Source organism: Pectobacterium wasabiae CFBP 3304, assembly GCF_001742185.1.
In the GTDB taxonomy this organism is placed as follows: Bacteria; Pseudomonadota; Gammaproteobacteria; order Enterobacterales; family Enterobacteriaceae; genus Pectobacterium; species Pectobacterium wasabiae.
The window spans coordinates 507,802-529,811 of the sequence record NZ_CP015750.1 but is presented as its reverse complement, the minus strand read 5'-3'; the positions used below and the strand labels follow the sequence as shown (position 1 = coordinate 529,811).

Sequence of the window (22,010 nt, the reverse complement as noted above, 5' to 3'; positions counted from 1 at the left end):
GCGATTAGCTGGAGAGGTTGATGGCTTCGACCAACATCCAGAACGTGGTGAGCACCAGAGAAAGTGCCATGACGCCGTTGAAGGCTTTCAGTTTCCACGGTTCCTGAAGATGTTTACCGATACGATCGCCGAGTAGTGCCCAGACTAAAATACAGGGCAGATTGAGTACCATAAAGGCGACTACCGTGGTGAAAAGGCCGCCGCTGGCGGCATAAAGCAACGCAATGTTGCTGGACATCAGCCAGGCTTTCGGATTCACCGCTTGGAATAGCGTCCCTTGCAGTACGGTCATCGGCTGTACTCGCCCTTGTAACTCCGGTGCTGATGAACGCACGATTTTCCACGATAGCCACAGCAGATAGATGCAGCCCAGCACGGTGAGCGGGAGGCGGATCATGCTCATCCAGCTCAGCAGAAACTCCAATGCCACCCCCATCAGCGCCGTTTGTATCCCACAGCCAACGGAAATGCCCATCATCATCGGCAACGTTCGACGCAGGCCAAAATTGACGCCTGACGTTGCCAGCAGCAGATTATTTGGCCCCGGTGTGATCGACATAACGGTGACGTAGCTGAAAAAAGAAGGGTCAAGCATGGTGTTATCCTGATGATGGGAAAGAACACTATGGTAGGCAGAAAAAAGAAATGGTTACAGATACACAAAATGATTATTGTAATGGGTACAAATTGCATTAATCGTTAACTGTACTCATTGGCTGACGGGGGAACTGTGTCCATCATCGACTCACAAGAAAGTACGCTCTATCAACAGCTAGCGGAAACCTTCGCTATGGCCATTCATCAAGGGACGTTAGCATCGGGAAGCCGTTTGCCTTCTATCCGTCGAGTGGCTGGTTCACATCAGGTGAGTGTGAACACCGTGTTGAATGCCTGGCGTATTCTCGAAGATCGCGGGTTGATCGAAGCACGACCGCAGTCTGGCTACTTTGTTCGAGGGCGTCTGCCGTCGCTAACGGAAAGTAAGCCTCACCGTGCGCAGGTGATTGTGCCGGGCAGTGAAAAGCTGGATCTGATTGATACCGTGTTCGCGGCTCAGACGCACCCCGACTACACCAATATTTCTCTGGCGTGCCCGCAGCATGCCGATTTCTATCCTACCGAGAAGATCAGCCGTATTGCCGCGTCCTTGCTGCGGCGACAGCCTGAATTGATTGGTCGCTATGCGCTGCCGCCGGGCAGTGAACGATTACGGCGCGAAGTGGCACGGCGAGCGATGGATTTGGGTATGACATTGACCCGCGAGGATATAACGATCACTCACGGCTGCATGGAGGCGCTACAGTTGGCGCTACGCACAGTCACACAGCCGGGTGACTGCGTGGGGTTGGAAACGCCAACCTATTTTTATCTCTTTCCCCTGCTCGCCAGTCTAGGATTGAAAACGGTGGAGATCCCGACCGATCCGCAACGCGGACTCGCGCTGGATGCGTTGGAGTTGTTGTTATCAGAACAGCGATTACAGGCGATTATCGCCATGCCGAATGCGCAGAATCCGTTAGGGTGCAGCATGACACTGGCGGATAAAAAGCGGCTGGCAAAGCTGGTCAATGATTATCAAGTGCCGCTTATCGAGGATGGATTATACAGCGAACTTCAGTTTAGCTGGCCGCTGTCGCCGACGGTGAAAGCCTTCGACCGTGAGGGCTGGGTGATTTACTGCTCCAGCTTCACGAAAACGCTGGCGCCTGATTTTCGCATTGGCTGGATGGCGTCGGGTCGTTTTCGGGCAAAGGTGGCGCGATTGAAAGCGGTGTCGTCGATGGCAGAATCGGCGCTGTTATCAGAAACGCTGGCGCAGTTTCTGGAATCGGGTGGCTACGATCATCATCTGCGCACGCTACGCCGCCGCTATGCCGCGCAGATGGATGAGGCGCGTGGGCTGATTGCCCGACATTTTCCTCAAGGTACACGAGCAACGCAGCCGCAGGGCGGGTTTGTCTTCTGGTTGGAATTACCGGGCGGTGTGGATGGGGTTGAGTTATTTCATCGCCTGCTGCAAGAGAAGATTTGCGTCACGCCCGGCGAGCTCTACACGCTGAGCGGTCGCTGTAAGCACGCGCTTCGGCTGTCTTGCTGCTACCCGTTTGATGAACGCTACACCTATGCGCTTAAGCGTGCTGGTGCACTGGCATGTGAAATGAGCGGTATCGGGCCGGGTAGCGCAGAATAGCGTTATGGTGTGCCGTTTCGTCCCCAGGTCAGGTAGCCTGCGCGCGCGCTTAAGCGCTCATAGTAGGCGCGGACGGCAGGGTAGTCGGTATGTTCCAGCGGTGTTTCATACCAGCGGTTTACCGATAGCCCGATAGGAATATCGGCGAGCGTAAATACTTGTCCTGCAACATAGTGGCCAGTCCGCTCCAATTGCTGATTCAAAATGCCCATGGTGCGTGACCAAAGCGCGCAGGATTCTGCCAGTAGCTGCGGCTCCTGATGTGCGGGAGACTGGCGCACCAGCGACATAAAGGCGTAACGCCATGAGGGATTGAGTTCGGTGGCCTGCCAGTCGATCCATTGATCGATCGACGCGCGGCTACGCGGATCTTGCGGGTAGAGCCAACCCCCATCCTTCTCGTTGGCGAGGTAGCGTAAAATCGCGTTCGATTCCCACATGACGAAATCGTCGTCCTGAATAACCGGTATCATGGCATTAGGATTAAGGGCCAAAAATTCCGGTGATTGCGGTGACTTATAGCCATCACCCCAGTCTTCACGCTGAAAGGGGATCGCCAACTCATCACACAGCCACAACACTTTCCGAACGTTGATTGACGACGTGCGTCCTAGAACCTTTAACATGACTTCTCCGCTATTTTCAGGCAAGTAGACTTACTCATAACCAATTTGAGAGGGCTTGTCATTCGCAAACGGGGATCCTGATGAAAAAAGTGGGGGCGGAGGAGTGGCGGTTATTGAGCAGCCATGGCGTCACTCAGTGACGCCATGGTGTACGAGTACGCTTAAAGACGTGAGAAGCAGAGCTGTGCCGCTTCGATGGTGCGTTCGATGTCCTGTGGCGTATGTGCCAGAGACATAAAGCCCGCTTCAAAAGCGGATGGTGCGAGATAAATCCCTTCTTCCAGCATCATATGGAAGAAACGCTTAAAGCGCTCGACGTCGCACTTCATCACATCCTGATAGCAGGTGACGCTGTCGGCATCAGTAAAGAACAAACCGAACATGCCACCCGCCTGATTAACCACCAGCGGAATGTTTTCCGCTTTCGCGGCAGCCAACAGGCCGTCAGCCAGTTGATTGGTCAACGCGGTGAGCTTTTCATGTACACCGGGTTTCGCCACTTCCGTCAAACAGGCAAAACCTGCCGCCATGGCGATGGGGTTGCCGGAGAGCGTACCTGCCTGATAAACCGGACCCGTCGGTGCGAGCGCTTGCATAATTTCACGCTTGCCGCCGAATGCGCCGACGGGCATCCCGCCGCCAATGATTTTCCCCAGACAGGTCAAATCCGGTACTACGCCGTAGTGCGACTGTGCACCTGCCAGTGCAACACGGAAGCCAGTCATCACCTCATCGATGATGAACAGGGCACCAAACTCGTCACACAGGGCGCGCAGGCCGGGAAGGAAATCTGGCAGCGGTGGAACGCAGTTCATGTTGCCCGCAACGGGTTCCACGATAATTGCGGCGATCTCATCAGGGTATTGTTCAAACGCGGCGCGAACGGATGACAGATCGTTATAGACACAGGTCAGCGTGTGGTGGGCGAAATCGGCCGGAACGCCGGGAGAGTTCGGTTGACCCAACGTCAGCGCACCAGAGCCGGCTTTTACCAGCAGGCAGTCGGCGTGACCATGGTAGCAGCCTTCAAATTTGATGATTTTATCGCGGCCCGTGTAACCACGCGCCAGACGGATTGCGCTCATGGTGGCTTCTGTGCCGGAGTTGACCATCCGTACCATATCCATACTGGGCACTAACGAGGTGACCAGACGCGCCATCTGCACTTCCATTTCAGTCGGCGCACCAAAGCTCAGACCGCGTTCTGCGGCAGCAATCACGGCATCACGAATCGCCGGATGGTTGTGGCCCAGCACCATCGGACCCCACGATCCCACGTAATCGATGTACGCTTGCTCGTCAGCGTCGTAGAGATAAGCGCCATCAGCCCGTTCGATGAACAGCGGTGTGCCGCCGACGCCGTTAAAGGCGCGAACCGGTGAGTTCACACCGCCGGGAATAAGTTGCTGTGCCGCAGCATACAGGCTTTCAGATTTGTTCATTACGCGGTCCTGACTGGTCTTAATCGTAAAATGTAGGGGTATTCTAATGAACTGACCGCCGTTATGAAATCGCTGTGCAGGTTTTCACCTGAAAACGTGTGGCATCATACCCACTGAGAGTACTGGCTGGGGGAGAGATGAAGCGGCATAATGCGGCGATTATTTCAACAATCTACCCGTCATACTTCAAGTTGCATGTGCGTTGGCTTCCCTTACTCACCCCAGTCACTTACTTGAGTAGGCTCTTGGGGATGAAATGAGAGACATCCTGTCTCTCACCGGAGGCCAGCCGTTGGCTGGTCAAATTCGTTCCCGACGAATTTGTCGTGCGGTTGCCGCCTTCCTGAAACTCGAATTATTTAGGGTATGGCTGTCAAATCTTGAACGTTTTCTAATCCTGCCGGATAATAAGCGTATGAATATGGGTCTATCACCTGATAAGCCCTGAGTTGGGAGTAAAAATATGAGCGACGATATAGCAGCACTGCCTCTGCAATTTACCGATGCGGCGGCAAGCAAGGTGAAAAACCTGATTGCTGATGAAGAAAACCCTGAGCTGAAACTGCGTGTGTATATCACGGGCGGCGGCTGTAGCGGTTTCCAGTATGGTTTTACCTTTGATGATCAAATCAACGACGGCGATATGACTATTGAGAAGCAGGGCGTTGCGCTGGTGGTTGATCCGATGAGCCTGCAATATCTGGTTGGCGGTGCGGTCGATTATACCGAAGGGCTGGAAGGTTCTCGCTTCATCGTGACGAATCCAAATGCGAAATCTACCTGCGGCTGTGGTTCCTCTTTCAGCGTCTGATCCCGCATTGCGGTTATTCACCGACTAAAAAATAAAAGCCGTGTCTTGTCACCAAGACACGGCTTTTTTACAACAATTAGCCTGTCACCGAGGCGTTAAAAAACGTAGAGAACGTTTTTTACTGTGATTACCATTCGACCGTAATCAGACGTGTTTCCGTACCTTGCGTCGTTTTTGCCGTAGATGTCGAAAGTTTTGCCCGATCGACCTGAATACGTGACTCAGTAATTTTAGGTTGGGGTACAGACGCTACGTTACAGTTCATTTGATATTGACCGGATTGTGGCGTTACGCCACACGACGGTAATATCGTCAATTGAGCATTAATTTGCCCACTCTGGCTCCCTGCATATGCCGTGCTACAGGCCGCCATTAGCAAGCCCGCGTAAAGCAACGCATTTTTCATGTTCTCTGCTACCTGGTGTTAAAAGAACCGATATCGGTTCAAATTTTTTCTGATTTCGTTATGGCGAGCAGTAATCAGCACCTTAGTTGGTATCTATGATTCCACTCTTACGCTCAGATTATCGGCAAATACTGGCGAAATAAAAGCCTGCTAGTGTTACAACTTGTATACTAATGAAGCTATTGTTATCGAGATGATTTCACAGTGTTAATTAACAATCACTTTGCTGACGAAGACGTGGATCTTAATTCTGCTAATTGAGAACAAATTTGCTGTGCTGCCAATAGCAACCGAGGGCCGCTGCGGCTAAACCAGTCTTCATTGACGGTAATCACCGGGGCTGCGAGCTGTGGCTGCCAAAATGCCTGCACGCTAGCAATTTTATCAGGTGTACCACTGACGATAATGGCCTGTGGTTGCCGTCTTAATACCTGTTCACGACTGACCTGCGGCCAGGGCACGGGACTGTCGGCAAAGATATTTTCTGCGCCACATAGTGAAACGATCTGGCTTTGCAGCGTCGCTTTCGAAGAGGTAAACAGCGGTTGAGTGCCGAATTGAATGAATACCCGCAACGGTGCTGTGCGTGCCGCCTTATGTTTCTCACCCGCGTGCTGTAACTCGCCTATTTGCTGCTGAAAATTTGCCGCAGCCCGTTCGGCTTGCTCAGGATGGCGGCTATAAGTTGCCAACTGTCGCAATGACGTTGGAATATCGTCTAACGTTTTCGCATCCAGATAAACGATGGGAATCGAGAAGTTGGCGAGCTGTTCCAGCGGACGCTGCGGGTTACCCTCGCGCCAGGCCAGAATAAGATCAGGCTTGAGTGCGAGGATCCGCTCCAGGTTGATGCCCTGCCAGGAGGCAACCTGTTCCAGCTTTTTCGCTTCCGGCGGGTAATCTGACCAGGCGCTGACCGCAATCATCTGTTCGCCCATTCCAGCCGCGTAGGCCATTTCCGTCGCGTGCGGCGCGAGACTGATCACACGTTGCGGAATAGCATAAGCGGCAGAGCAAAGCAGCAGACCGCTCAGCCAGCAGAGGAGCCTGAAGGTCATCGATTAGCGAGCCGCTAACTTGGCCAGAATCACTTCTACCATGCGCGTTGATTGCTGTGCGGCAACGCTCAGGAATTCATCGAAACTCAGGTGTGAGGCTTTATCTGCCACATCAGAAATCGCGCGAACCACCACAAACGGTACGGCAAACTGATGGCAGACATGGGCGATCGCGGTGGCTTCCATTTCCACGGCAATTGCCTTTGGGAAAGTGGTGCGGATACGGGCTAACGGCTCTGCGCCGTTAATGAAGGCGTCGCCGCTGACAACCAGACCGCGCACGGCATTCAGTTGTAAATCGGTAATCGCTTCCTGCGCCAGCGCGATGAGTTTTTCATCAGCAGGGAAAGCGGCAGGGCAGCCCGCCATCTGGCCGGGTTCATAGCCAAAGGCCGTGACGTCGGCATCGTGGTAACGGACTTCGTCAGAAACGACGATATCGCCGACATTCAGTGTGGGAGCCAGTCCGCCTGCGGAACCGGTGTTAATCACCACGTCTGGCTTGCTGTATTCCAGCAGCAGCGTGGTGCCGAGTGCAGCGGAGACTTTACCGATACCAGATTTCAGCAGTGCGACTTCTACGCCGTTGATGTGTCCGGTGTAGATTTCGCAACCCGCACGCTGGAAGGTTTGACGGTTTTCAATCCGATCGCGCAGCAGCGTTACTTCTTGTTCCATCGCACCAATAATACCGACTTTCATAAGGTTCCCCGTAAATTCTGTTATAAATGGAAGGTGTATACCTAATGCTGGTCACTGAAGCCCCATCCCTGTATCTCGATCGTTAAATGACCAGCATTAGGTATATATCGCGGGCGTTAGTCTATCATGGCTAGCAGGGGGAGATGGAGTGTCCATCATTGTGCTGTAGCGTAATGACAGGGAGAACCGTATGTCTGATATCGATTTTGCCAAAAAAATGAGCTTTCAACGGCATTTCAGTCGACCTAAAACGGCTGAGAGTGAATATGCGATTGTGCGTCAGTTTGAAAGCGATCGCGGTCGGATTATTAACTCCGCTGCCATTCGCCGCTTACAGCAAAAAACCCAGGTCTTTCCGCTGGAACGTAACGCGGCGGTCCGTTCCCGTCTCACCCACTCGATGGAAGTTCAGCAGGTTGGCCGTTATATCGCCAAAGAGATTTTGCACCGCCTGCAAACCGACGACCGACTGGCATCGCTCGGGCTGACTGACAGGCAAACGCCGTTTGAAAGCCTGGTTGAAATGGCATGCCTGATGCACGACATCGGTAATCCGCCGTTTGGCCATTTTGGCGAATCGGCGATTAATCAATGGTTCAGAAAATTGCTGGATAGCCACTATCTGGACAGTGAATCCCCGGAACGCGTCGATGATTGTAACGTTCCTGTGCTGCGGATGCGGCAGGATGGGTTGGACGATCTACGTGGGCAGATCCGGCAAGATCTCAGCCATTTTGAAGGTAATGCGCAGGCGATCCGTCTGGTGCATACGTTGCTGAAGCTCAATCTGACCTACGGGCAAGTGGCCTGTATTCTGAAATATACCCGCCCTGCGTATTGGCGCGGTGAGCTTCCCGCTGATTACGATTATTTGATGAAGAAACCGGGCTACTATCTGTCAGAGGAAGCCTTTGTCGTCAGGCTGCGTGAAGAGCTGGATATGGGCGAATTTCATCGCCACCCGCTGAGCTACATTATGGAAGCGGCCGATGATGTGTCCTACTGTATCGCGGATTTAGAAGATGCTGTTGAGAAAGAGATTCTCACGATCGAAGAACTTTACGATCGTCTACGCGAGAATTGGGGGGCAGGCGCAGAGAAAGACATCTTCGCTAAAACGATTGAACGCGCTTACAAGGAGCGCGAGCGTTTTCAGTGGCGCAGTCACGATGACCAGTTCTTCATGAATCTCCGTGTTTACACCGTGGGGCAGATGGTCCCGCATGCCGCGCTGCGTTTTATCGACAATCTGCCGGCGGTCTATGCCGGCTCGTTCAATCAGGCCTTGCTTGAGGACGACAGCCCGCAGAATCGTCTGTTAGGCATCTTTAAACATGTCGCCTTAAAGCATGTTTTTAACCATCATGAGGTTGAGCAACTGGAGCTACAGGGTGACCGTGTGATCCGCGGCCTGCTGGATATTTATAGCCCGCTGCTTGAGATGCCCTATCTGGATTTCAGTCAGCTTGTCCGCGAGGATACCCACAGGCGTTATCCGATCGAAACGCGGCTTTATCACAAGCTATCCAGCAAGCATTGTCTGGCCTATCGTGAAGCCGTCACTGAATTGGAAGGGTTACCAGAAAACGAGCAGATCATTCGTGAATATTATTATCGGGCCCGCCTGATTCAGGATTACATCAGCGGTATGACGGACTTATACGCCTACGATGAATATCGCAAGCTGATGGCAGCGGATTAGCGGTGAACAGGCTGCAATGGAAATCGTGGGTTTTGTAAAGCCGTTCAATATTTCCTTACGCTTCACGATCTTCCCCTCGGGAACCTTGTTGGTCCATATTTATCTCATACAGCACGACCACTGAGTGTACCCGGTGTCGGGTACACGGGCCGTAAGACTCGCGTGTTGATTACTATGAGATAGACTCCTATGAAAAGAAAATCACTGGTCCTGAGTGCGCTGGCGTTAAGTCTGGCGATGGCGATGGGTTCCACTGCGGCGAATGCGGCTGAATCAGCGGCATCTGCTGCGGCATCGGGTCAATTACCCAGCCTGGCTCCTATGTTGGAAAATGTTATGCCGTCCGTCGTGAGCATCTATGTGGAAGGGCATACCACCAATCAGGGTAAAGAAAATAATGTAGGCAAAGAAAATATTCCGCCGCAGCTCCAGCCGTTTTTTGGTGAAAACTCACCTTTCTGTCAGGAAGGGTCGCCATTCCAGTCGTCGCCGATGTGTCAGAGAGACGGTGACGACGATGATGATGGTCAACCGCAACCGAAGCAGGAAAACTTCCAGGCGCTGGGCGCGGGCGTCGTGATTAATGCGGAAAAAGGCTACGTGGTGACCAACAGCCATGTGGTGGATAACGCCGATAAGATTCAGATTCGGCTCAGCGACGGCCGCAAGTATGACGGCAAAGTGCTAGGCAAAGATCCGCGTTCAGATATCGCACTGGTACAGTTGAAAGACTTTAAAAATCTGACGGCGATTAAGATCGCAGATTCCGATCAGTTGCGGGTCGGTGATTACACGGTAGCGATTGGTAACCCGTATGGTCTGGGAGAAACGGCGACATCGGGCATCGTGTCCGCGCTGGGGCGTAGCGGCTTGAATATTGAAAACTACGAGAACTTTATTCAGACCGATGCGGCGATCAACCGCGGAAATTCCGGCGGTGCGCTGGTGAACCTGAATGGTGAACTGATTGGGCTGAATACCGCGATCCTTGCCCCAGGTGGCGGTAATATCGGGATTGGCTTCGCTATTCCTAGCAATATGGTGAAAAGCGTTGTCGCACAGATTATCGAATTTGGTGAAGTGAAACGCGGTGAGTTGGGCATTACCGGAACAGAACTGAACTCCGAACTGGCACAGGCGATGAAGGTTGATGCGCAGCGCGGTGCGTTTGTGAGTCAAGTGCGGCCGAAATCGGCGGCAGATGTGGCAGGCATCAAGGCTGGCGATGTGATCGTCACGCTGAATGGTAAAGCGGTGAGCAGCTTCTCCGCGTTGCGTGCTCAGGTCGGTTCGTTGCCGGTGGGCAGCAAAGTGGCGCTGGGGCTGCTGCGTGAGGGTAAACCGCTGACCGTCGAGGTGACGCTGCAACAAAGCAATCAGGCTCAGGTGGCTTCCGGTAATCTCTATTCCGGTATTGAAGGTGCGGAGTTGAGCAATACTCAGGTGGATGGCGAAAAAGGCGTTAAAGTGGATAACGTCAAACCCGGTTCTGCTGCGGCTAAAATCGGCCTGAAGAAGGATGACATCATTCTCGGTGTTAACCAGCAGGCGGTACAGAATATTGGTGAGCTGCGCAAAATCCTGGACAGCAAACCAGCGGTATTAGCCTTGAATGTACGCCGCGGCGACAGCTCGATTTATCTTCTGGCTCAATAATCGAGTTGTTCAACGTGTAAATAAGTAATTTCCTTTTAAGACAATACATTACGTTGATTGTCTGGCTGGGCGCTCAGGTGCCCAGCTATTTCTCTTTTCCCCATGAAAGCGCTTTTGTGAGTTCCCCCACAGATTTAACCTAATTCCCGTTTCTTTGTTAATTTGCACAATGTGTGGCGCACCGCGTGGCGGTATGCTGGTGCAATTGTCAATGTTCCTCTCAGAGGTAAAAATGGCGTCGTATCATCTCAATGCCAAGATGGCACAGGATATTGTCGCGCGAACGATGCAGATCATTGATAGTAATATCAACGTGATGGATGCTCGCGGTAAGATTATCGGCAGTGGCGATCAGGAACGATTGGGGGAATTGCACGAAGGGGCGCTGTTGGCGCTCTCGCAAGGACGGGTTGTCGATATTGATGATGCCGTAGCTCGCCATTTGCACGGCGTGCGTCCGGGTATCAATTTACCCTTGCGCATCGACGGTGAGATTGTTGGTGTTATCGGCCTGACCGGGAATCCCAGCCAACTGCGACAATACGGCGAACTTGTCTGTATGACAGCGGAAATGATGCTGGAACAGGCGAGGCTGCTGCATATGCTGGCACAGGACAGTCGTCTGCGCGAAGAGCTAGTGTTGAATCTGGTCCGCACCGACGATCTGTCTCCCGCTCTCATGGAGTGGGCGCAGCGTTTAGGCATCGATCTGAATAAGCCCCGTGTTGCTGCGGTTATCGAAGTGGACAGCGGACAGCTTGGCGTAGACTCTGCTATGGCAGAGCTACAGCAGTTGCAGACGCTGCTGACTACGCCGGAGCGTGACAACCTAATCGCGATTGTCTCTCTAACGGAAATGGTAGTACTAAAACCGGCGCTGAACAGCCACGGGCGCTGGGATGCAGAAGAGCATCGGCGCCGTGTGGACACGCTGATGTCGCGCATGGCAGAAAGTAGCCGACTGCGGGTGCGGCTGGCGTTGGGGAACTATTTTTCTGGCCCCGGCAGTATCGCGCGTTCTTATCGCACGGCGCGAACGACAATGAGTGTAGGTAAACAGCGTATGCCCGCTCAACGCTGTTATTACTATCAGGATTTGATGTTGCCCGTGCTGCTGGATAGCCTGCGCGGCGGTTGGCAGGCAAACGAACTGGTACGCCCGCTTTCTAAGCTCAAGGCGATGGACGGTAATGGTTTGCTGCGGCGAACGCTGGGTGCCTGGTTCCGTAATAATGTTCAACCCGGTGCGACGGCAAAAGCGCTGTTTATCCACCGTAATACGCTGGAGTATCGTCTTAATCGTATCTCTGAACTGACGGGATTAGATCTGGGGAATTTCGACGACCGCCTGCTGCTGTACGTTGCTTTACAACTGGATGAAGAAGAGTAGGGCAGAAAGACACCTCGTTTTACGCCCACTGTGATTCAAGCTTACCTTGCACCGTATTCACCTGATGCCGCACGGCATCAGGGTTACCTCATATCCCGTCGTAAAATATTACCGCTGCAACAAAATTGCTTAGACTGAAAACTATTACATAATCATTAACAATATAACGCGATAGCATAAATTATCGCGAAACAATATTTTTGCCCCTTCCTTATATCCACTATTGTCACTTCCATGTTGTCAGCCTGATATACCCGTCCTACTTCAAGCGGCATATACGCGGTTCAAAACGATAATGTCTTGTCCTGCAAATCGAATTATTTAAGTTATTAATCAGTCACATCCGTCATGATTTTATCTGATACTTTCGAGCATTAGGGAGTGATAAGAATGTCAATACGTCGTCTGGGGTTATCTGTTGCTACGGCAGCATTGTTGTTTTCCGGTGTGGCCTCGGCGGCTACCGAATTATTAAACGTGTCTTACGATCCGACGCGTGAACTGTATCAGCAATACAATGCGGCGTTTATTAAGCATTGGAAAGCAACCACGGGTGAAGATATTTCCATCAAAAACTCGCACGGTGGTTCTGGCAAGCAGGCACGTTCGGTCATCGACGGTTTGCAGGCTGATGTGGTGACATTGGCGCTGGCGGGCGACATTGATGCATTAAACCTGAACCAACCGCTGATCGATCCTAAATGGCAGGCGCGTTTGCCTGACAACAGTACCCCTTACACCTCCACCATCGTTTTCCTGGTGCGCAAAGGTAACCCGAAGCAAATCAAAGACTGGAACGATCTGGTGAAGCCGGGTGTTGAAGTGATCACGCCAAACCCGAAAACCTCCGGCGGCGCACGTTGGAACTTCCTGGCTGCATGGGCTTATGCCAAAGCGCAACCGGGCGGCAATGATGAAACCGCACTGAAATTTGTCACTGAACTGTATCGCCATGCTCCTGTACTGGATACCGGTGCGCGTGGGGCAACGATTAGCTTTGTACAACGTCAGTTAGGCGACGTGCTACTGGCGTGGGAAAACGAGGCTTATCTGTCTCTGAATGAGCAGGGTGGCGATCAGCTTGAGATCGTCACACCGTCACTGTCGATTCTGGCCGAACCGCCGGTTGCCGTCGTTGATAAAGTGGTGGAGCGCAAAGGGACACAGAAACAGGCTGAAGCTTATCTGCAATACCTCTATAGCGATGAAGCGCAGCGTATCATCGGTAAAAATTTCTACCGCCCACGTAATGCCAAGATTGCCGAAGAGTTTAAAGATCAGTTTGCACCGGTGAATCTGGTCACGATCGATAAAGATTTCGGCGGCTGGAAAGCGGCACAGGACAAATTCTTTAACGATGGCGGCGTGTTCGACAAAATCTTTAAAGAGATCAATAAGTAAATTTATAACGTTTGACGGATCGAGGCCGCTATTACCGTAGCGGCTTTTTTCAGGTTACAGAGGCAGGGAAACTGCCGCCTGAAGCGCTCTGTCAGGTAGCGCGTGTCGGCAAGCAGTTGTTGGCTGGGTAGTGAGTATGAAAATTAAAGGCACGGTATGTCACAGCGTTCTTCCTCAGTGATTCCCGGTTTCGGGCTAACGTTAGGGTTTAGCCTGAGCTATTTAGGATTAGTTGTCCTCATCCCATTGGCAGGGATGTTTTTATATGCAAGCCAATTAACGTTCGGCCAGTTTTGGGAGCTGATCACCAGCCGTCAGGTGCTTTTTTCTCTGCGGCTTTCGTTTGGTACTGCATTGGCTGCCGCTTTTATTAACGGTATTCTCGGGACGCTGCTGGCGTGGGTACTGGTACGTTATACCTTCCCCGGCCGTAAAGTGATCGATGCCATGATCGACATGCCCTTCGCCCTGCCAACCGCAGTGGCGGGGATTGCTCTGACGGCGCTGTATGCACCAAATGGCCTGATTGGTTCGTTATTTCCATTCAAAATTGCCTACACCGGCATCGGCATCACGCTGGCGCTCATTTTTGTCACGCTGCCTTTCGTGGTCAGAACGCTACAGCCGGTGTTGGCCGATATTCCCAAAGAAGTGGAAGAAGCCGCCGCCTGCCTTGGTGCGCGTCCGCTTCAGGTTTTCCGCCATGTATTACTTCCCGCACTGTTACCGGCATGGCTGACGGGCTTTGCTCTAGCCTTTGCCCGCGGCGTGGGGGAATACGGTTCGGTGGTGTTTATTGCGGGAAACATTCCGTTTAAAACCGAAATTCTGCCGCTGCTGATCGTCTCTAAGCTCGATCAGTATGACTACAAGGGAGCAACTGGGATCGGCGTATTCATGCTGTTGGTTTCTTTCATTATGCTGCTGCTGATTAACGTGTTGCAGCGCCGCATTCAACCGAAACTATAAGGGCTGGTCGTCATGGAACAGGTTATTTCCTCTCAGGCCAGCGCGGCTAAAAGAAAAAAACAGCCCGCAGCCTATTACATTCTGGTTTCACTGGCGTGGGTCGTCTTTTTCCTGATTCTGGTACTGCCGCTGATGATGGTGGTGACTCAGGGGCTGGATAAAGGCGTTGGCGCATTTTGGGACGCGATTAGCGAACCGGATGCGATCTCCGCGCTTAAGCTGACGTTACTCGCAACCGTCATTTCCGTGCCGTTAAACGTCGTGTTCGGGCTGGCGACGGCGTGGTGTGTGACGAAATTTGAATTTCGTGGCAAGAGTTTTCTGCTGGCGCTGATCGATTTGCCCTTCTCCGTTTCACCCGTTGTTGCGGGGCTGGTGTATGTGCTGCTGTTTGGGGCGCAAAGCAAAATCCATCCCTTCCTGCTCGAACACAATCTGGAAATTGTCTACGCCGTACCGGGCATCGTACTGGCGACGATTTTCGTCACACTGCCTTATGTTGCCCGTGAGCTGATTCCTCTAATGGAAGAACAGGGTTCGCAGGAAGAAGAAGCGGCACGATTGTTGGGGGCGAATGGCTGGCAAATGTTCTGGCACATTACGCTGCCGAATGTGAAATGGGCGCTGATTTACGGCGTGGTGCTGTGTACTGCACGTGCGATGGGAGAATTTGGCGCGGTTTCCGTCATTTCCGGCCATATTCGTGGCCTGACTAACACGCTACCGCTGCATATCGAAATTCTTTATAACGAGTACAACATTGTTGCTGCCTTCAGCGTGGCGATTCTGCTGCTGCTGATGTCGCTGGTGGTGCTGTTACTGCGCCAATGGAGTGAAGGTCGGTTGACGAAGCAAATACAGAAACAACAGGAGTTGGCCAAAAATGAGCATTGAGATCCGCAATATTAATAAACAATTTGGCCAGTTTCGGGCGCTGAACGAGATTAATTTGTCGATCCACAGCGGCGAGCTGGTGGCGCTGCTGGGGCCATCAGGCTGCGGTAAGACGACGCTGCTGCGTATTATCGCCGGGCTGGAGCAGCCGGATAGCGGTAGCATCATTTTCCACGGTCAGGACGTGTCCGTTCACGATGTACGTAAGCGTAACGTCGGGTTTGTCTTCCAGCACTATGCGCTGTTTCGCCACATGACGGTGTTCGATAACGTCGCGTTTGGGCTGCGAATGAAGCCGAAGAATATCCGCCCGTCGAAGAGTGAGATCGAAAAGAAAGTGCATGAATTGCTGAATCTGGTGCAGTTGGACTGGCTGGGGGATCGCTACCCTGAACAGCTTTCTGGCGGCCAGCGTCAGCGTATTGCGCTGGCACGTGCGTTGATCGTCGAGCCGAGCATTCTGCTGCTGGATGAACCCTTTGGCGCGCTGGATGCCAAGGTGCGTAAGGAGCTACGCCGCTGGCTGTCTCAGTTGCATGAAGATATCGATCTGACATCGGTATTTGTGACACACGATCAGGAAGAGGCGATGGAAGTCGCCGACCGTATCGTGTTGATGAACAAAGGCGTGATTGAACAAATCGGTACACCGGCAGAGGTGTATAACAACCCAGCCAGCGAATTTGTTTACCATTTCCTTGGCGACAGCAACCGCTTGAAAGTGGCGCAAACGGAAGAAACCATTCTGTTCCGTCCGCATGAAGTGTCGCTATCCGTTCAGGCACAGGATGGCTATCAGGCGGTGACCGTGCGTGATATTCGCCCGCTTGGTGCTTTGACGCGTCTGTCGCTGAAGCTGGGCGAACAGTCGGAACTGATTGAAGCCGAAGTTGCAAAAGACGATGTGAGCCTCGAAGGGTTGCAGAAAGGTGACGTGATTCAGTTTAAGCCCAAGCGCTATAACCACGATTGGGAAATCTGATCGGTAAGCCATAGAAATAAAAAACCCGCGAAATTCGCGGGTTTTTTGCGTTTACGGTTAATGCTTTCGGTTGAAAGAATTAACGATAAGCAGGGTTAGAGGCTACAGAGTAACGACCACTGCCCACCAGCATAATAATGAGGCCAGCAAAGAAATAGAGCGCTTCGACTTCCAGCGCCCATGCACCCACGTTGGTCAGGGTAAAGAATTTACCCGTGCCCACCATCAGCGTAGCCACTACCAGCGTCAATGCGGCGATCAGGCCAGAAATACGGGTAAACACGCCCAAAATAATCAGAATTGGCGCAACGACTTCACCCACATAAACGCCATAAGCGATAAAACCTGGCAGGCCTGCGCCTTGCAGCATTTCTACGATCCAGCCTACGCCGTGCTCAACTTTTGCTACGCCGTGAAACAGCAGCAGAATACCCACGGTTAAACGCAGTAAAAGTTTTCCTGCATCGGGATGATCGGTTAAACGCGTGAACCACTGATTCAACTGAGAAATCATACTAGACAACCTCATGAGTAAGCGAAAAGTGCTATTTGGTATAAGGCGGCAGTGTCGTCGATTTAGCGCCTGAATAGAAAACAAATAAATTTGATATTTTCTGTCAAAAAATTAGGTGAAGCGTGTCAACGCGAATAAGCATAGCACCGTAATTAGGGCGGCCTAATGATGGATGAGAATAACGCAATAACAATATGTTATGAGAAGGGGCAGTGACCTGAGCGGCCAACGGTCAGAAAATGAATGGTATAAAGGAATATTTTTAACAAAGAACACGGTTGGGGCTTATCACGGATGCGGTAGGCCCCTTTTCATAACATATCTATGCTTCGCCAAGCAGCGCTTTTTTTGCTGCGCTGAGAAAGTCATCCGACAAGGCATCACCAGCCGTTGCGCGCGCTAACGTTAATGCGCCGGATAATAGGGCAAATTGCGCCAGCGCATGCAGTCTACGTTGTTCTTTGTCTTCTATCGTAGAGAGGGATTCCAGCCTGTCCAGCATTGCCCTGACGCCGCTGAGATAAACTTCACGTACCGGCTTGTCTTCACTTTCTCTGGCGATGTCGCTGGCTAACGCGGTGATCGCACAGCCATCTTTGGCACCGTCACGATGGGTGGGGGAAAGATAGTGCTCCACCATCGTTCGTAGGTTATGTTGATCGGCGTGTTGGCTTATTTCCTGCCAGCGAGAACCGGAATCTTCAAGTGCTTTACGGCTGGCGATAGCGGCGAGCTCATCTTTAGAAGCAAAATGACCATAAAAGCCACCGTGGGTTAATCCAGCCGCGGCCATCAAGTCGTTCACGCTGACGCCGTTCAGGCCCCGTTCACGAAAGAGCTGTGAGGAAACCTGGATAATTTCCTCTCGATTACGCTCCATCTGCTGTTTTGATACACGGGCCATTCTGTTCTCCTTTTTCTGTCAGGCACCATCTTAGGGTATGAAAAAGCCAGACTCAATAGATGATGCCTTTCATCAATAGCCAGATCAGGCGCGTGGTGGATACGGCGTAATGATATTAGCGCTGTTGCCTCCCTGAGCCCGAGGTAATGTACCCGCGATCTGATCGTGCGGCGTTCCCAGTGAAATCGCACTGACGTCATCCAGTCGCGTAACTTGATCTTCACTTAGCGTCACATCTAAGGCGAGTAGCGTATCGTCCAACTGTGCCAGCGTGCGGGAACCTAAAATAGGGATCAGGCTGGTGCTGGCGCGAGCGGATTTATGCCGCAACCAGGCGATGGCGATCTGTATTGGCATGACGTTTAAATCGTTTGCAACGCGAAATACCTCATCCAACAAGGTTGTGTCTTGCTCGGTGTGTACTAATCTTCCACCGAAGCCGATCAGTCGGCCTTCTTTGCTTTGCCGGTATTTGCCCGTCAGCAGACCGCCACCTAACGGAGACCAAAGCGTTGCTGCCAGCCCCATAGCTTCTGCCATCGGTAGCAGTTCTCGCTCTGCGGTGCGCTGCACCAGACTGTATTCCACCTGAATACCGGCAATTCGCGACCAGCCGCGCAGTTCCGCGATGGTGCTCGCTCGGGCAATGCGCCAGGCTGGGAAATTAGAGAAGCCCGCATACTGGATTTTCCCTGCCCGAATGAGATCGTCGAAAGCGCGAACAATCTCTTCCAACGGAGTTAATTGGTCATCAAAGTGTGCCCACAGCACATCGATACGATCGGTTTTCAGTCTTTTCAGGCTGTTTTCTACCGATGAGATCATGTTCTTACGGCTATTGCCAGTTTGGGAAATTCCGGCATCCGGCATGGCACTTAGGGTGTATTTCGTCGCCACGACAAAATGATCGCGATCTGTGGCAATGAATTCTCCGACCATTTGCTCAGATTGGCCCAACTGGTAAGCATCCGCCGTATCGATGAAGTTGCCGCCAGCGTTGGCATAACGATCAAACACCTGTTTAGCCTGTTCTTTTTCAGAACCATAGCCCCAGCCGGTGCCAAAGTTTCCTGTTCCGAGAGCCAGCTCAGAGACGCGTAAACCTGTATTCCGTCCAAACGTCGTGTATTTCATACCGTTCACCTTACATTTAAATGTTGATTGACATTTATTATATATGTCATACATCATCTATAAGTGCAAGCAGGGTGACATTCTCTTTACGGAAGGCCACGCTAATGAGGGTTGCTTAACTGCATGAATTGCGTTTTTAATCAATGTGCAACGTCACTATGGCGTTAAACCTTAAAAGGAAATATCCATGTCTGACGATATTCTGTTTAGTCCCTTCACGGTGAAAGGGTTAACCCTTCCCAATCGCATCGTTATGGCACCCATGACGCGGAGTATGGCAGAAGAGGGGATTCCCGGTCCGGCGAATGCGGAATATTACCGACGCCGTGCCGAAGGCAGCGTAGGACTGATTCTAACGGAGGGAACCGTTGTCGATCGTCCCGCTTCGCGCAATATGCCAGGGATTCCGTTTTTCCATGGCGAGGCGGCGCTGGCAGGCTGGGATGCGGTGGCTAAAGCGGTTCATGCCGCTGGTGGTCGTATTGGTCCACAAATTTGGCACACGGGATCAACGCACGGTCGCGGCTGGGAACCGGGTGCTCCTGTTGAGAGCCCTTCTGGGCTGGTTGGGCCCGATGAGCCTCGCGGTGTGGTGATGACGGAAGAAGCTATCGCGGATACCGTGGCGGCTTTCGCCCGTGCGGCAGCCGATGCCAAACGTTTGGGGTTTGACACGCTGGAGCTGCATGGCGCACATGGCTACCTGATCGATCAATTTTTCTGGCCGGGTACGAATAAGCGTTCAGATGTCTTCGGTGGAGCAACGATCCGTGAGCGTTCCCACTTTGCCGCAGAGGTTATCCGCGCGGTCCGCGCCGCTGTTGGTGAGGATTTTCCGCTGATCCTGCGCGTGAGCCAGTGGAAACAGCAAGATTACAGCGCACGGCTTGCCACCTCACCGCAGGAGATGACGGACTGGCTGGCACCGCTGGTTGAGGCGGGTGTGGATGTTCTCCACTGTTCTCAGCGCCGTTTCTGGGAACCGGAGTTCCCTGAGATTGATGGGGCCGAAGGGTTGAATTTCGCCGGTTGGGCGAAGAAGCTGACCGGTGCGGCGACAATCAGCGTTGGCTCGGTAGGGCTGAGTTCGGATTTCTTTGCTGCGTTTGGTGGCGAGGGTTCCGGTACGGCAGCGCTGGACAACCTGTATGCCCGTATGGAGCGAGAAGAATTTGATTTGATCGCGGTCGGCCGGGTACTGCTCTCTGACGCACAATGGGTACAAAAAGTACGAGCTGGGCAGACCGATAAATTACGCGGCTTTGATGCAGCGGATTTAGCCGTACTGGCGTGACCTTCAGGTGCCGTGGCGAATTAAGGCTGTGGCAGCATGACAATATATTTTTCTGCCGATATCGGATTGTGCCATGTCGGCTTTATTTTCTCATTATATATGTCATTCATCATTTAAAATTCAAGAATTTAACAGATAAGGCACTTTTTATGGCGTCAGATAAAGTTGTCGCGCTGGTTACTGGCGCATCATCGGGGATTGGGGAGGCTATCGCGGAGCAACTGGCACTTGCGGGTTATACCGTATACGGAACCAGCAGACGAGGTGCATCATTAGGGAATAAGCGGTTTGAAATGCTGTCTTTGGATGTGACCAGCGATAAGTCAGTTAAAGAGGCTGTGGGTGAACTCGTTCGGCGGGAGGGGCGTATCGATCTGTTAGTGAACAATGCTGGTTTTGGGTTGAGTCCCGCAGGAGCGGAGGAAAGCTCGCTTGAGCAGGCTCAGGCAATCCTTGATACCAATTTTTTGGGGGTTGTTCGGATGATTCAGGCTGTCGTACCTCACATGCGTCAGCAAAGGGCTGGTCGTATCATCAATATCAGTTCTATTCTGGGCGTCGTGCCGATGCCTTATACCGCGCTTTATGTTGCCAGCAAGCATGCGGTAGAAGGCTACTCGGAAGCGCTGGATCACGAATTGCGCCCTCGTGGTATCCGAGTTTCTGTCATTGAACCTGCATATACGAAGACGCAGTTTGAAGCGAATAATGTGCAGCCGGATGCGATGTTGGATGAATATGCGTTTGTACGGCGCGAATTAGGCAAAGTGTTGAAGCAGGCGATGGAAAATGCAGACAACCCAATTGTCGTAGCTAAGGTTGTGCTGAAAGCGGCCCAAGCGAAGCACCCAAAAATCCGCTACACGGCTGGTGCGGCGGCGGCTCGTCTGACCTTATTGCGTCGCTTTGCGCCGAGTATGCTGGATTCTGGTATCCGAAAGAATCTTCAGCTTGACGTAAATGACAGATAGCAAAAAGGCGCCTTTAGGGCGCCTTTTTACATTGGTGGGTCGTGCAGGATGACTCGCCCTTCGGGTCAACGCTAGCGCGTTGCTGTCTCGCTTCGCTCGGCTCGAACCTGAGCGCAGGTTCTCACCTACACGACACGTGCAATATATAACATTGGATGGATTTACTTCAGGAAGGGTTCACTTTGCGGAAGTGGTGGGTCGTGCAGGATGACTCGGCCTTTGGCCTCGCCCCTTCGGGGTCAACGCTAGCGCGTTGCTGTCTCGCTTCGCTCGGCTCGAACCTGAGCGCAGGTTCTCACCCACACGACACGTGCAATATATAACATTGGATGGATTTACTTCAGGAAGGATTCACTTTGCGGAAGTGGTGGGTCGTGCAGGATTCGAACCTGCGACCAATTGATTAAAAGTCAACTGCTCTACCGACTGAGCTAACGACCCGCAGAAGTGGTGGGTGATGACGGGATCGAACCGCCGACCCCCTCCTTGTAAGGGAGGTGCTCTCCCAGCTGAGCTAATCACCCACTTCTGAACTACGTTTACTTCGATACTTACTTCAACTTCTAATAAGAAGACCAGCTGGTAGAGATTGGTGGGTGATGACGGGATCGAACCGCCGACCCCCTCCTTGTAAGGGAGGTGCTCTCCCAGCTGAGCTAATCACCCAATCTCAAATCTTCTTACTCTACACAGCGAGCTACTCTTACTTAAAATCAGTAAAGAGTGGTGGGTGATGACGGGATCGAACCGCCGACCCCCTCCTTGTAAGGGAGGTGCTCTCCCAGCTGAGCTAATCACCCCCGCTGTGTGGAGTCGCATTATAGGGATCCTTGAATATGAGTCAACGCTTTTTAAAACTAAAATGATTGTTCGTTGCAAAATTAGGCAAGGCGTCGTATTTATCGTCATTGGCGCCGCATCCTTGTGCAATTCAGTCAGCTATCTTGTTCCGTCAACCACAAT

The 22,010-nt window shown here is 52.3% G+C and carries 20 protein-coding genes, 4 tRNA genes and 2 other RNA genes; 11 read left to right on the top strand and 15 right to left on the bottom strand.

Annotated elements, in window-relative coordinates:
- Window positions 1-4 precede the first annotated feature (4 nt).
- Complete coding sequence (locus tag A7983_RS02440) at window positions 5-595, bottom strand: LysE family translocator (RefSeq protein WP_005969041.1); 591 nt, start codon at window positions 593-595, stop codon at window positions 5-7.
- 135 nt (window positions 596-730) lie between these two features.
- Between A7983_RS02440 and A7983_RS02435 the strand changes: the two genes are divergently transcribed.
- On the top strand, window positions 731-2,191 hold the full coding sequence (locus tag A7983_RS02435) for an aminotransferase-like domain-containing protein (RefSeq protein WP_039479184.1): 1,461 nt from the start codon (window positions 731-733) through the stop codon (window positions 2,189-2,191).
- Between the two features lie 2 nt (window positions 2,192-2,193).
- On the opposite strand, the gene A7983_RS02430 is transcribed toward A7983_RS02435, so the two are convergent.
- Together A7983_RS02430 and hemL are read right to left on the bottom strand one after the other, a co-directional pair.
- Complete coding sequence (locus A7983_RS02430; protein ID WP_005969043.1) at window positions 2,194-2,817, bottom strand: glutathione S-transferase family protein; 624 nt, start codon at window positions 2,815-2,817, stop codon at window positions 2,194-2,196.
- A 161-nt stretch (window positions 2,818-2,978) separates the two neighbouring features.
- A complete protein-coding gene (gene hemL / locus A7983_RS02425; protein WP_005969045.1) occupies window positions 2,979-4,259 on the bottom strand; it encodes a glutamate-1-semialdehyde 2,1-aminomutase in 1,281 nt (426 codons plus the stop codon).
- Window positions 4,260-4,722: 463 nt separating this feature from the next.
- On the opposite strand from hemL, the gene erpA reads away from it, so the two are divergent.
- Complete coding sequence (gene erpA / locus A7983_RS02420) at window positions 4,723-5,070, top strand: iron-sulfur cluster insertion protein ErpA (protein WP_005969047.1); 348 nt, start codon at window positions 4,723-4,725, stop codon at window positions 5,068-5,070.
- 127 nt (window positions 5,071-5,197) lie between these two features.
- Here erpA and A7983_RS02415 read toward each other — a convergent pair whose 3' ends face one another.
- The 3 genes from A7983_RS02415 to mtnN form a co-directional block, all read right to left on the bottom strand.
- Entirely contained in the window at window positions 5,198-5,476 is a 279-nt protein-coding gene (locus A7983_RS02415) for a hypothetical protein (protein ID WP_005969048.1), read from the bottom strand.
- A gap of 218 nt (window positions 5,477-5,694) precedes the next feature.
- On the bottom strand, window positions 5,695-6,534 hold the full coding sequence (btuF, locus tag A7983_RS02410; RefSeq protein WP_005969049.1) for a vitamin B12 ABC transporter substrate-binding protein BtuF: 840 nt from the start codon (window positions 6,532-6,534) through the stop codon (window positions 5,695-5,697).
- A gap of 3 nt (window positions 6,535-6,537) precedes the next feature.
- Window positions 6,538-7,236, bottom strand: a complete 699-nt coding sequence (gene mtnN, locus A7983_RS02405) for a 5'-methylthioadenosine/S-adenosylhomocysteine nucleosidase (RefSeq protein ID WP_005969050.1) — start codon at window positions 7,234-7,236, stop codon at window positions 6,538-6,540.
- A gap of 190 nt (window positions 7,237-7,426) precedes the next feature.
- Between mtnN and dgt the strand changes: the two genes are divergently transcribed.
- The 7 genes from dgt to A7983_RS02370 all read left to right on the top strand — a co-directional run bounded on the left by dgt (window position 7,427) and on the right by A7983_RS02370 (window position 16,230).
- On the top strand, window positions 7,427-8,938 hold the full coding sequence (gene dgt / locus A7983_RS02400) for a dGTPase (protein ID WP_005969052.1): 1,512 nt from the start codon (window positions 7,427-7,429) through the stop codon (window positions 8,936-8,938).
- 189 nt (window positions 8,939-9,127) lie between these two features.
- Window positions 9,128-10,594 (top strand): serine endoprotease DegP, encoded by a 1,467-nt coding sequence (gene degP, locus A7983_RS02395; protein ID WP_005969054.1) that lies wholly within the window; start codon window positions 9,128-9,130, stop codon window positions 10,592-10,594.
- Between the two features lie 232 nt (window positions 10,595-10,826).
- Window positions 10,827-11,984 (top strand): CdaR family transcriptional regulator, encoded by a 1,158-nt coding sequence (locus tag A7983_RS02390; RefSeq protein ID WP_005969056.1) that lies wholly within the window; start codon window positions 10,827-10,829, stop codon window positions 11,982-11,984.
- A 396-nt stretch (window positions 11,985-12,380) separates the two neighbouring features.
- Complete coding sequence (locus tag A7983_RS02385; protein ID WP_407670499.1) at window positions 12,381-13,385, top strand: sulfate ABC transporter substrate-binding protein; 1,005 nt, start codon at window positions 12,381-12,383, stop codon at window positions 13,383-13,385.
- 156 nt (window positions 13,386-13,541) lie between these two features.
- Window positions 13,542-14,354: a sulfate ABC transporter permease subunit CysT gene (gene cysT, locus A7983_RS02380; RefSeq protein WP_005969061.1), complete on the top strand. Its 813-nt coding sequence runs from the start codon at window positions 13,542-13,544 to the stop codon at window positions 14,352-14,354.
- Window positions 14,355-14,366: 12 nt separating this feature from the next.
- Window positions 14,367-15,248, top strand: coding sequence for a sulfate ABC transporter permease subunit CysW (gene cysW / locus A7983_RS02375; protein WP_005969063.1), 882 nt, complete (start codon window positions 14,367-14,369; stop codon window positions 15,246-15,248).
- A complete protein-coding gene (locus tag A7983_RS02370; RefSeq protein WP_005969065.1) occupies window positions 15,238-16,230 on the top strand; it encodes a sulfate/molybdate ABC transporter ATP-binding protein in 993 nt (330 codons plus the stop codon). Before cysW ends, A7983_RS02370 begins: the two co-directional genes overlap by 11 nt.
- Before the next feature lie 79 nt (window positions 16,231-16,309).
- On the opposite strand, the gene A7983_RS02365 is transcribed toward A7983_RS02370, so the two are convergent.
- The 3 genes from A7983_RS02365 to A7983_RS02355 form a co-directional block, all read right to left on the bottom strand.
- On the bottom strand, window positions 16,310-16,744 hold the full coding sequence (locus A7983_RS02365) for a DoxX family protein (protein ID WP_005969067.1): 435 nt from the start codon (window positions 16,742-16,744) through the stop codon (window positions 16,310-16,312).
- A 322-nt stretch (window positions 16,745-17,066) separates the two neighbouring features.
- A complete protein-coding gene (locus A7983_RS02360; RefSeq protein WP_005969069.1) occupies window positions 17,067-17,648 on the bottom strand; it encodes a TetR/AcrR family transcriptional regulator in 582 nt (193 codons plus the stop codon).
- Window positions 17,649-17,732: 84 nt separating this feature from the next.
- Window positions 17,733-18,782 carry an aldo/keto reductase gene (locus A7983_RS02355; protein WP_005969071.1) on the bottom strand — a complete coding sequence of 350 codons (1,050 nt, stop codon included), beginning with the start codon at window positions 18,780-18,782 and terminating at the stop codon, window positions 17,733-17,735.
- 187 nt (window positions 18,783-18,969) lie between these two features.
- Here A7983_RS02355 and A7983_RS02350 point away from each other — a divergent pair, with 187 nt between their 5' ends.
- The gene (locus A7983_RS02350; RefSeq protein WP_005969073.1) at window positions 18,970-20,076 is read left to right on the top strand and encodes an NADH:flavin oxidoreductase; all 1,107 of its coding nucleotides are present in this window, start codon (window positions 18,970-18,972) and stop codon (window positions 20,074-20,076) included.
- Window positions 20,077-20,225: 149 nt separating this feature from the next.
- On the top strand, window positions 20,226-21,047 hold the full coding sequence (locus A7983_RS02345) for an oxidoreductase (protein WP_005969075.1): 822 nt from the start codon (window positions 20,226-20,228) through the stop codon (window positions 21,045-21,047).
- Window positions 21,048-21,079: 32 nt separating this feature from the next.
- Here the strand turns inward: A7983_RS02345 and A7983_RS02340 are convergent.
- From A7983_RS02340 to A7983_RS02315, 6 genes are all read right to left on the bottom strand, one after another.
- A non-coding RNA gene (locus A7983_RS02340) (RtT sRNA) lies at window positions 21,080-21,192 on the bottom strand.
- A 46-nt stretch (window positions 21,193-21,238) separates the two neighbouring features.
- A non-coding RNA gene (locus A7983_RS02335) (RtT sRNA) lies at window positions 21,239-21,366 on the bottom strand.
- 46 nt (window positions 21,367-21,412) lie between these two features.
- A tRNA-Lys gene (locus tag A7983_RS02330) sits at window positions 21,413-21,488 on the bottom strand.
- Between the two features lie 7 nt (window positions 21,489-21,495).
- Window positions 21,496-21,571 (bottom strand) — tRNA-Val (locus tag A7983_RS02325).
- A gap of 66 nt (window positions 21,572-21,637) precedes the next feature.
- Window positions 21,638-21,713, bottom strand: a tRNA-Val gene (locus A7983_RS02320).
- Window positions 21,714-21,771: 58 nt separating this feature from the next.
- Window positions 21,772-21,847: transfer RNA gene (locus A7983_RS02315), tRNA-Val, on the bottom strand.
- Window positions 21,848-22,010: the final 163 nt, after the last annotated feature.